The organism is Pseudoalteromonas fuliginea (assembly GCF_000690055.1).
GTDB lineage: Bacteria > Pseudomonadota > Gammaproteobacteria > Enterobacterales > Alteromonadaceae > Pseudoalteromonas > Pseudoalteromonas fuliginea.
Genome location: NZ_JJNZ01000027.1, coordinates 44571 through 51547 on the forward strand (window position 1 = coordinate 44571; position 6977 = coordinate 51547).

General features: G+C 37.1%; 7 protein-coding genes. 3 read left to right on the plus strand and 4 right to left on the minus strand.

The window, feature by feature from the left end:
* Nucleotides 1-91: 91 nt before the first annotated feature.
* The 4 genes from dusA to DC53_RS10995 form a co-directional block, all read right to left on the minus strand.
* On the minus strand, nt 92-1024 hold the full coding sequence (gene dusA / locus DC53_RS11010) for a tRNA dihydrouridine(20/20a) synthase DusA (protein WP_033029558.1): 933 nt from the start codon (nt 1022-1024) through the stop codon (nt 92-94).
* 393 nt (nt 1025-1417) lie between these two features.
* Nucleotides 1418-3094 (minus strand): methyl-accepting chemotaxis protein, encoded by a 1677-nt coding sequence (locus DC53_RS11005; protein WP_239462839.1) that lies wholly within the window; start codon nt 3092-3094, stop codon nt 1418-1420.
* Nucleotides 3095-3151: 57 nt separating this feature from the next.
* On the minus strand, nt 3152-3616 hold the full coding sequence (locus DC53_RS11000) for a hypothetical protein (protein ID WP_033029560.1): 465 nt from the start codon (nt 3614-3616) through the stop codon (nt 3152-3154).
* Nucleotides 3617-4604: 988 nt separating this feature from the next.
* Nucleotides 4605-5225, minus strand: a complete 621-nt coding sequence (locus DC53_RS10995) for a MarC family protein (protein WP_007378742.1) — start codon at nt 5223-5225, stop codon at nt 4605-4607.
* Between the two features lie 94 nt (nt 5226-5319).
* Here DC53_RS10995 and DC53_RS10990 point away from each other — a divergent pair, with 94 nt between their 5' ends.
* The 3 genes from DC53_RS10990 to DC53_RS10980 all read left to right on the plus strand — a co-directional run bounded on the left by DC53_RS10990 (nt 5320) and on the right by DC53_RS10980 (nt 6727).
* The gene (locus tag DC53_RS10990) at nt 5320-5757 is read left to right on the plus strand and encodes a transcriptional repressor (protein ID WP_033015589.1); all 438 of its coding nucleotides are present in this window, start codon (nt 5320-5322) and stop codon (nt 5755-5757) included.
* 77 nt (nt 5758-5834) lie between these two features.
* Nucleotides 5835-6302: a chemotaxis protein CheX gene (locus DC53_RS10985; protein WP_007378744.1), complete on the plus strand. Its 468-nt coding sequence runs from the start codon at nt 5835-5837 to the stop codon at nt 6300-6302.
* A complete protein-coding gene (locus DC53_RS10980; protein ID WP_008135799.1) occupies nt 6299-6727 on the plus strand; it encodes a secondary thiamine-phosphate synthase enzyme YjbQ in 429 nt (142 codons plus the stop codon). Before DC53_RS10985 ends, DC53_RS10980 begins: the two co-directional genes overlap by 4 nt.
* The last annotated feature ends 250 nt before the right edge of the window (nt 6728-6977 follow it).

The window sequence follows — 6977 nt, forward strand, 5'->3', positions numbered from 1 at the left end:
AATTAGCCAATAAATTATGCTTTTGACTAATTTTTAGGATCAAAAAAGCCACTTGAAAGTGGCTTAAATTTAGAATTTTTAAAGCTTAGTTTTATTCGGGTACAAAGCTTAATGCTTTATCCATTACTGATAAATCGGCTTGCTTACCGTGACCACTTTCAGAAAGGTGGCGTCTAAAACCTCGCGCACCAGGCTGCCCCTGAAAAATACCGAGCATGTGACGTGCAATATGCCAAAAATTAGCACCCAAACGCATTTCTTCTTCAATATAGCTGTACATTGAGCGTACTACATCGTGGCGTGATTGCGTGTTTGCAGTATCACCATAAATTTTCTCATCAACGTCATTGAGCATAAATGGGTTACTGTAAGCTTCACGCCCAATCATTACACCATCAATATGTTGTAAATGTTCTAGGCTCTGCTCAATTGTTTTAACACCGCCATTTAGGCTTAAGTCTAGCTGCGGATAATCTTTTTTAAGTTGGTAAACACGTGGGTAATCAAGCGGTGGAACTTCACGATTTTCTTTTGGACTTAAACCATTGAGCCATGCTTTACGAGCATGAATAATAAAATCATCACACCCTACTTTATGCGACGCCTCAATAAGCGCACACAAAAACTCATACGAATCTTGCTCATCAATACCAATACGTGTTTTAACGGTAACAGGGATGCTTACTTCGTTTTTCATTGCTGCAACACACTCAGCAACTAATTGAGGTTCAGCCATTAAACATGCGCCAAATCGGCCATTTTGAACTCTGTCTGACGGGCACCCTACATTTAAATTTATTTCGTCATAGCCACGCTCACCTGCTAGCTTTGCACATTGCGCAAGCGCTTTAGGATCAGAGCCACCAAGTTGCAGCGCAACTGGGCCTTCGTGTTTATTAAAATGTAAGTAATCGCCTCGACCAAATAAGATAGCCCCTGTGGTTATCATTTCGGTATAAAGCACAGTGTGTTTAGTCATTTTGCGATGAAAAGTACGACAATGACGATCAGTCCAATCAAGCATTGGGGCTACAGAAAAGCGTCTATCCAAAGTACATTTATTCAAAGCAAACCTCAGGGTATTAAGTTATTAAGCACAGCTTAAAAGGCGCTGTATTTTACACAAAAGCCTAGCAGGCATCAATGCAAAGCAAACACCTAAAAACTAAAATAATGAGCTACACCATTTAAAAGACAATCGGTGTAGCCGAGCTTAAAATAAACCATATGGCTCTACTAATAAATTTACGCAAATATCATTAATTTGTGTACACGACAGTCATTAAACTAATACCACTGCCCCAAGACAATTACATAACCCATAAAATCATTAATTATCAAAGAAATATACATCTTTAAATTAGTAATGATGTTACCGAATTGCCACACTTCCATTGCTTCTATATAAAAACATAATTTAAACTTTAAATTTATTCAAATTAACTCTTAAATTAGCAATATATCGGGCGATACTTTCATTTGCTTCTGACGTATTTTTTGCTCCTGTAGATGTTTCTATTGCAATATCAGTAATATTAATTAAATTTTGATTTATTTCGCTTACAACAGCAGACTGCTCTTCTGCTGCGGTAGCAATCTGTAAGTTTAGGTCCGTAATCTCATTAACAGCAATGGCTGAGTTAGCAAATATTTCTGACGTTTCAGTACTTTTTTTAAGGCATTCGTCAGCACTACTAATCCCTTTATTCATACTAACAACCGCATTTTTCGCCTCACTTTGTAAGCGAGTAACCAGCCCTTGTATATCAACAGTTGAGACCTGTGTTCGTTGAGCAAGTGCCCTGACTTCGTCCGCTACAACAGCAAAACCTCTACCAGTATCACCAGCACGAGCGGCTTCTATTGCAGCATTTAAAGCGAGTAAATTGGTTTGTTCGGCAATACTCTGTATTGTATCTAAAACGCTGCCGATATTATTTGTTTCTGTAACAAGGCACTCAATTACGGTACTTGCTTCATCTATTTCTTTAGCTAAACGCTGAATAACAACTTTTGCCTCAGAAGCTTCTGCCTTGCCCTTTAATACACGCTCTTTGACTGCTTCTGTTACATCAGAAGCATTCTGGGTATTACTCGCAACTTCTAAAGTTGTACAGTTCATTTCTTCTACTGCTGTTGAAACCATTTCGGTTTCAGCTCTTTGCTTTTCAACATTAACTACCGTTTCCTGCATAACAGTTACGGCAAACTTTGATGAGTCGTCTAATTGCGATAAATGTATATTAGCTTCATTTATTGTTTCTCTTAGCATTGATAAAAATTTGTTGAACGCTCTTGCTGTATCGCCAGTTTCATCGCCGGCGCTTTCATCAAGCTTTAACGTTAAATCGCCATCGCCATCAGCTATTTCAACTAATCTATTTTTTAGCATATTCACAGGCAAAGCGATTGCCCTGCTAATCATATATGATAAAACAACACCCACAATAACGGAGAAGATAAATATATAAAGAATAAGGTTAATACCTTGCTTTTCATCATTTTCAGCTTGCAAAGCTGAGTTTAAAGTAAACTGCTGGATCTGAGAGAGTAAAGCTATAAGTTTTTCTTCAAATTTATCTTCTGCGACTTCTATTAACTTTATTTTATCATCCAAGCTGCCAACGGATTGCGTTTTAGTGGCCTCAATAATGTCATTAATATTCAGAGAAATACTTTGGTATTCTTTATTTAAAAGCTTCAGGTCACTCGCTAGCGAAGTAAAACTCGCTTTTGCCTCTTCACTGTGCAAATAATCAATAGAATCGGTGACAAATTTTTCTGACTTATTAAATTCACTTTGAATTTTTTGCGTTAATGACGTGAGTTTATTCTCGATTTCTTCATTGGCTTTACCTGGTTCTAAACTTGCGTGTAATAAAGCTCGCTGAAAAAATATCGTTTGTTCTAATTTGTGCTCAGACATTGCAGTAAGCATGTTGCTGAGCGGAATATCTCGCTCAGCTATATCAACCAGCTCTATACCAATTTTGTTCATTTGTGTTAAAGATATAATCCCAATTACCACCATTAATAATATTTGTGATATTCCTAGGCAGTATATTTTACTTGTAATAGATAACTTATTTAACATTTTAGACCCCTTCATATTTTAGGCTTAAACCTAACTTTACTGTTACAAAGTAAAAACTTAAAAAGGTCGAGTAATAGCTAAACCGACAACTACTGCTTCTTCATCATCAATAAAATCGACAGCTATCGTTGGTGCTATACCAAAATCACCGACATGAAAATCATAAGCAGAGCTAATGCGGTATAAATCTTCATTATGGGGGTGAGCTCCGCCTATACGCTCTTCACCATAACCAACACCTAAACGAACATTTTTAGTCGGGTGATAATAGAGCGAAGCCAAAGCAACCGCCGTTCCATCTCCATGATGTGCATCATTTGTACGCTCAAATACCACTCCAGCTCCCCAATTTTGAGTAAACTTATATTCATACTCAACACCAAACGTAAACTCACTTTCACTGTCAAAATGTGTAGTGCCAATAAAAACGCCTGGTATATGTTTCACCTCGTCACCCGCTTGAACAGCAGGAGTCAAAAATATAAAAAAACACGCTGTAAATTTTAGAACTTTATTTTTCATAATCTTCTCTTGTAAATAAGGAAACAAACAAACAAACAAACCCTCCAGCATCACATCAACGTTAGTATTCCTTACAACAAAGCCAAAAATGTAATAACTAATAAACAATTAAGAAAAACATTTATTCTACATGGAGGGTGGTATTGTTAATAAATATAGGCAGGATTATTTACTTAGTAAAATTTTTTATAAAATCAGTTAAAAAATAAAAACAATACTATTTTACTTACACCAATCGGCTTAGATTTGAGGTCTATTAACAATAATTAAATTGCACTGTAGCTAGGCCGTGTTGATCTTTGTGAATAGAAATTTGTTCAATCTAGGGGCGATTAAATCGCGGCGCGAGGTTTGTAATCAAGTGGTTTCGGTAACTGCTCCTGCGTAACTCTAATGGCTTGCATCCCTGTAAGAGTAAGTAAAAACCGAGTAAAGCTTCTATGCCTAGCTCGCGCCTACTTAACTTCATCAATGTAAGTAACATGAAGGTTAATCATCCCTAAAAAGCCCCATTAGGGCGGCGCATATTTCTACTGCATTATCGCCTATTTATGGGAAATAATCACACGACATAGACTCTGTTTTGCCTGAAAAACAAACACACAGATAAAATTAAATCTCAAAAGATAAACTGCTCCTAGGCTAAAACTTTTATGAGGATTGGTACTATAAAAAATACCTATTTTAATTTACACAACGCTACGAGTGAGCAATTTAAGACTGTAACGATATAGTAAGGGGTTGCGTTTAGTATTATATCGCTCTAAAAACACAGCCATACAGCATTAAAAAACAACAATACAATTTAAAATCAGAGACTTACATTTAAAACTCATATAATAGCAGCAAGAGTAATTTGCATATAAGCAGCAGGCCGATTACCCGCAAACCCAATATTTTCCAGTCATAAATATCATTACGTGTGATTAATTATTCCAAATTCAAGTTAGTAAATATAATGTTATGGTCTCCTAAAATCGCAACGATTTTAAGTAAATACTTGCAAACCAAAGTAATGAGCAATACCGCTTAAAATATTTGTTACCGCAACTGAACTCAAAATAAGCCCCATTATTCTACTTATTATACTTGCACCACTGTCACCAATTAATTTATGCACATGCGTAGCTAAGAGCAATAAAATTAGGACAATAGCCAACACCGCTAACATCGTTGATGATGTTATTAGCTGCTCAACCCATGTATGCTCTTCGTTACGAGTCATCAACACGGCCCCCAACATAGCACCAGGGCTTGCTATAGAAGGAATAGCCAGTGGGAAAATGGCGGTCTCAGTGCTATCTCGAACACTTTTTATTTCTGTTTCTGGTTTGCTTTCACCAAATATCATTGAAAGTGCAAAAATAAGTAATACTATGCCGCCAGCAATTTGAAATGCTGAAAGCGGAATTTCTATGGCATTAAGTAGTTGCTCACCCGCTACAACAAAAAATAAAAGCACGATGGCAGATACACCTACGGCTTTAAATATTACTTTGCGCTTAAATTTTTCATCTTCACCGCGAGTAACTGCAATAAATACAGGCACAGTGCCAATGGGGTCTATCACCGCAAAAAAGAAGATAAATATAGCTAATAATTCATGCATTACTGGGTTTCCTAGATAAAAAGCGTCTAATAAAAACGCTGCAACTACAACACAGTATGTTAGTATATCACGGTAGCGTAAGGATAAGAGAATGATGAATATAGAATCACTCGTAGGTAAAGCAAAACAAGTATGTGATAACCGTGGCGCACGTTTCACACCCATTCGTGAGAAAGTATTTCGCTTACTCGCTAGTGCCCAAGGTGGCGTGGGGGCCTATGACTTACTTGAACAATTAAAAGTAACTGAGTCAGGTGCTAAACCCGCCACTATATATCGCGCCTTAGATTTTTTGGCCGAACTAGGCTTTATTCATAAAATTGAAAGCACAAATGCATTTATGCTGTGTCATCATTTTGATCATATTCATCCCGTACAGTTATTAATTTGCGATACTTGTGGTTTTGTAAAAGAGTTACACTCTACCGTTATTTCGCATGAGCTTAATAACTTAGCGGCTGAGGGTGGATTTGTTGTTTCAGGACAAACTATCGAAGCACATGGAAAATGTGATTCTTGTAGGACATCCTAGCCCTCAAAGTTACCCATATTGGCTATACTTAATATAATTATAGTCATTTTCATAGTATCAATTTAAGAGTAAGCAATATGAATGTAGAGTTCATCAATCCTTTTTTATCTTCTTTGATAAATGTATTAAGTACCATGGCTCAAACTCAATTAAAGCCAGGTAAGCCACGTATCAAAACAGATGAAATAGCCTGTGGTGATGTGTCTGGCCTTATTGGCATGGTAGGCCCACAAACTAAAGGTTCATTTTCAATTACCTTTGATGAAGAGCTTGCATTAACTATTATGGAACGCATGCTAGGCGAACGCCCTGATTCAATTGATGAAGAAGTAACCGATATGGTCGGCGAAATTACTAATATGGTTACCGGTGGCGCTAAAAATTTATTAGGTGAAAAAGGCTTTGATTTTGATATGGCAACACCTATTGTCGTATCAGGGAAAGGGCATACAATTACCCATAAAAGCCAAGGTAAAAAAATCATCATGCCATTCACTAGCGATGCTGGTAATGCAAATATTGAAGTTAGTTTCGATAAGCTATGAGTTGGCAACAAAAGGTCATAGTATTAAAACCTCGCTCGCGGGGTTTTCATCTAATTGACGACGAAATATTGTCTCAACTCCCTGAACTTACTACTTACACAGTAGGCTTGTTACACTTATTCATCCAACATACCTCCGCTAGCCTTACTATAAACGAAAATGCCGATCCTACGGTGCGTATGGATATGGAAAGCCATTTCAATAAATTCGTTCCTGAATGCCAGCCTTATTACCGCCATGATTATGAAGGCGATGACGACATGCCCGCACATATTAAAACCAGCACATTGGGCTGTGAGTTAACTATTCCTATTTCTAATGGGTATTTAGCACTAGGTACATGGCAAGGTATTTACTTAGGTGAACATCGCAACTCTGGTGGCGCTAGGCGTATTATAGCAACGATTCAGGGGGAGCGGCTTTAATAAAAGCTTCAGGTTTTAAATTATTGACTCCTCCTACCTCACTCATACCTCATAACTTCAAAGTACAATACCTTTATTGTAGGCGCAGAGCTCACGCAAGAAGCGATAGCTTCTAACAACCAAAACTTCAATGCTGAGTATTACATATGCAATAAAATAGATAAGAGAGACTTTAAATTATAATTTTATTTGTGATTTTTAATACAGAAACTTTAAGGATATAAAAAGATTGGAGCGGTACACGAGGCTC

Excerpts from the sequence above, each read along its gene's own strand:
- dusA (WP_033029558.1), bottom strand. The coding sequence starts at position 1,024 with ATGCTTGATTGGACTGATCGTCATTGTCGTACTTTTCATCGCAAAATG.
- DC53_RS11005 (WP_239462839.1), bottom strand. The coding sequence starts at position 3,094 with ATGTTAAATAAGTTATCTATTACAAGTAAAATATACTGCCTAGGAATA.
- DC53_RS11000 (WP_033029560.1), bottom strand. The coding sequence starts at position 3,616 with ATGAAAAATAAAGTTCTAAAATTTACAGCGTGTTTTTTTATATTTTTG.
- DC53_RS10995 (WP_007378742.1), bottom strand. The coding sequence starts at position 5,225 with ATGCATGAATTATTAGCTATATTTATCTTCTTTTTTGCGGTGATAGAC.
- DC53_RS10990 (WP_033015589.1), top strand. The coding sequence starts at position 5,320 with ATGAATATAGAATCACTCGTAGGTAAAGCAAAACAAGTATGTGATAAC.
- DC53_RS10985 (WP_007378744.1), top strand. The coding sequence starts at position 5,835 with ATGAATGTAGAGTTCATCAATCCTTTTTTATCTTCTTTGATAAATGTA.
- DC53_RS10980 (WP_008135799.1), top strand. The coding sequence starts at position 6,299 with ATGAGTTGGCAACAAAAGGTCATAGTATTAAAACCTCGCTCGCGGGGT.